Source organism: Microbacterium sp. 4NA327F11, from assembly GCF_005503465.1.
In the GTDB taxonomy this organism is placed as follows: Bacteria; Actinomycetota; Actinomycetes; order Actinomycetales; family Microbacteriaceae; genus Microbacterium; species Microbacterium ginsengisoli.
In genome coordinates this window covers 1-3,130 of the sequence record NZ_SCOB01000049.1, presented here as the reverse complement: position 1 = coordinate 3,130, position 3,130 = coordinate 1, and the positions used below count along the sequence as shown (strand labels likewise).

At 72.2% G+C, this 3,130-nt stretch carries 2 protein-coding genes; both read right to left on the bottom strand.

All coding sequences use genetic code 11. The annotated features are described in order from the left end of the window. Positions 1 to 60: 60 nt before the first annotated feature. Positions 61 to 957 (bottom strand): DUF1295 domain-containing protein, encoded by an 897-nt coding sequence (locus FFS51_RS14525; protein WP_137878781.1) that lies wholly within the window; start codon positions 955 to 957, stop codon positions 61 to 63. Between the two features lie 43 nt (positions 958 to 1,000). After that, positions 1,001 to 2,818 carry an AMP-dependent synthetase/ligase gene (locus tag FFS51_RS14520; protein WP_137878780.1) on the bottom strand — a complete coding sequence of 606 codons (1,818 nt, stop codon included), beginning with the start codon at positions 2,816 to 2,818 and terminating at the stop codon, positions 1,001 to 1,003. Between the last annotated feature and the right edge of the window lie 312 nt (positions 2,819 to 3,130).

The following is a 3,130-nucleotide window of genomic DNA, read 5'->3' as shown; positions in this document are numbered from 1 at the left end:
GCCCCCGGCACTCGCCGGCCACCCCACCCGGCCGCCGTCACCACCCGGCCGCCGCGACCCTCACTCCGCCGCGGCGACCCGCGTCGTCGGCGCAGTGAGGCGCGGGAGCAGCACGGGAGTGCGGGCCTTGTACGCCCGGTATGCGGGATCGTCGCCCCACTTCCGCTCCGCCTTCGCCTCGAGCAGGGGGATGCCGCTGACCCGCGTGAGCAGCAGGGTGACGAACAGGGGCGAGAGCACGGCGACCCACTGCCAGCCCGACAGCACCGGGGCGGCGACGAGGAACACGCCCACCCACAGCACGATCTCGCCGAAGTAGTTCGGATGCCGCGACCGCGACCACAGGCCCGTGCTGATGAAGCGACCGCGGTTCGCGGCATCCGCCTTGAAGGCGTTCTTCTGGGCATCCGCGACCATCTCGATCACGAGGCCGACGAGCCACACCGCGATGCCGACATAGGCGATCCACCCCAGCGGCGACGGCTGGTCGGACGACAGGGCGATCCACGCCGCCGATGCCGTCAGGCTCACCCACGCGCCCTGGATCACCCACACCTGCAGGAACCGCACCGGGTTCTGCTTGATCGTGTCGAACCGGTCGTCGCCGCCCGTGCGCCGCACACGCATGAACAGGAACGTGCCGAGCCGCAGCGCCCACACCGTCACCATCGCCGCCAGCACCCAGCCGCGCGCGTCGATGGTCGGATGCAGCACCACGAGGCCCGCGGAGACGACGACGAACGTGAGGCTCCCGGTCAGGTCGAAGAAGTGCTCGGTGTGTGCGAGCTGCGATGGGATGTACACGATCACCTGGATCGCGAATGCGGCGATCACGGCGAGCGCGTACAGCGGGAACCCGCCGACGGTCGTCCCGCCCTGGCTTCCGGCGACGGCGACGAGCGCGCCGATCACCAGCACGACGATGATCGTGAGGAGGGCTTTGCGGGTCACGGACATGGGGTGCTCCGATCGGGTCGAGGGAACGAGGGGATGCCGCGGCTCACGCGCGGGCGTAGAGGTCGTCGATCACGGCGGCGCCGCGGTCGAGCAGCGCGGTGCGCTTGATCTTGAGGGTCGGGGTGACGAGGGTCGTGTCGTCGAGATCGGCGAGCACGAGCGCGAAGCGCCGCACGCTCTCACTGTGGGAGACGCGGGAGTTCGCGGCATCCACCACGGCAGTCAGCGCGGTGACGAGGGCGGGATCGTCGATCACGGAGAGCCCGTCGCCCGCGGTGTCGTCGACCGAGACACCGTTCTCCTGGGCCCAGGCGCGCGTCTCGACGGGGTCGAGCACGAGCAGGGCCGACAGGTACGAACGCCCCTCGCCGACGGTCACCGCGTGGGCGACGAGGGGATGTGCCTCGACCGCGTTCTCCCACGCCTGCGGCACGACGGTCTTGCCGGTGCTGGTGATGATGACGTCCTTGAGGCGGCCCTCGAGCACGAGGCGGCCGTCGTCGTCGAGCCGGCCGAGGTCGCCGGTGCGCAGGAAGCCGCCCTCGAACGCGTCGGCGTTGTGCCGCGGGTCGCGGTAGCCCGCGAACACCCCGACGCCCCGCGCGAGGATCTCGCCGCGCTCGCTGATGCGCACGGTCGAGCCGGGCAGCGGGTAGCCCACGGTGCCCGAGCGGATGTTCCCCGGCAGGTTGCCGGTCAGGGGCGCGGATGTCTCGGTCAGCCCGTAGCCCTCGATCACCGGCACGCCGAGGCCGCGGAAGAACAGCGACAGGTCGGCGGCGAGCGGGGCGCCGCCGGAGAGAATGTAGTCGAGCCGGCCGCCCATGAGCGCGCGCAGCCGCCCGTAGAAGAGGCGGTCGAAGAGCCGGCGGCGCAGCCGCAGCCCGAACGCGGGCGTCGCGCCCGACTCGGCGGCCTCACCCCACTGCTCGGCGGTCGCGACGGCGCCGCGCCAGACCGCGCCGAGGTGAGCGGCATCGGCCTTCGCACCCGCCGCTGCGCGGATCTTCTCGAGCACCCGCGGAACGACCACGAGGAAGGTCGGCCGCAGCACCCCGAGGCTCTCGACGACCTGGGTCGTGTCCGCGACGTGCGCGATGCGCATCCCGCCCGAGAGGCAGATGAGCTGCAGGCCACGGGCGAGCACGTGGGCGAGCGGCAGGAAGATGACCGTGTTGCCGCCCTCGTGCACCACCGCGCTGTACGCTGCGGCGATGTTGGCGACCTGGCCGACGAAGTTGCGGTGCGTGAGGATCACACCCTTCGGCTCGCCGCTCGTGCCCGACGTGTACACGATCGTCGCGGGGGAGTCGAGGTCGGCGTGACGCCGTCGCGCCTCGAGAACGTCGTCGCCGATCGCGGCGCCGCGTGCGGTGAGCGCGTCGAGGTCGGCGGGCGAGGCATCCATCGTCCAGACGCCGAGGTCGCCGAGACCCGTCGCGGCGAACGCGTCGGTGAGGATGCCGCGCTGCCGCTCGCCGCCCGCGATGCCCAGCCGCACCTGCGCATCGGTCGTGATCGCCGAGACCTGGTCGGGAGACGACGTGTCGTAGACCGGCACGATCACCGCGCCCGCGAACCACCCGGCGAGATCGGCGACGGCCCACTCGTAGCGGGTGGGCGCCATGATCGCGACCGCCTCGCCGGCACCGACGCCGACGGCGATCAGGCCCTTCGCGAGCGCCTGCACCTGATGCAGGTAGTCGGCCGTCGAGACCGCGCGCCACGGATGCTCCGCATCACCGGTCGGCACGTCGAACGCCGCGTGATCGGGCGCCGCTGCCGCGCGCCGGGTGAGCAGGTCGGTGATGTTGCGGTATCCGTCGATGTCGACGAGGGGTTCGGTGGAGCGCTCCCGCATGGTGTCCTCCGGTCGGAACGTCGTGGCACTGGGTCACTCCGTGGCCGCAGGCGGGCAGGGAGAAGTGACCCCATACTGGCGTTTCGGAGCCGTCGACGAAGTGGATTGCCCTTCGGGCCGGAATGTGCTCTGGGGTCGGGCAGGGGCTGCGGCTGCGGCTGCGGCAGGGGCTGCGGCAGGGGCAGGGGCTGGCGCGGGCTCGGGCGGCGCAATCCGCGAACGGCGCGATGCCCGCACTGCGTCGGAACTTCTCGGCGCCGCGCCGGTGCGGGATGCCGCGGCGCCGCGTGTCGGCGAGAAGTTCCGACTGTG

Coding starts and splice junctions, on each gene's coding strand:
- FFS51_RS14520 (WP_137878780.1), bottom strand. CDS start 2,818: ATGCGGGAGCGCTCCACCGAACCCCTCGTCGACATCGACGGATACCGC.
- FFS51_RS14525 (WP_137878781.1), bottom strand. CDS start 957: ATGTCCGTGACCCGCAAAGCCCTCCTCACGATCATCGTCGTGCTGGTG.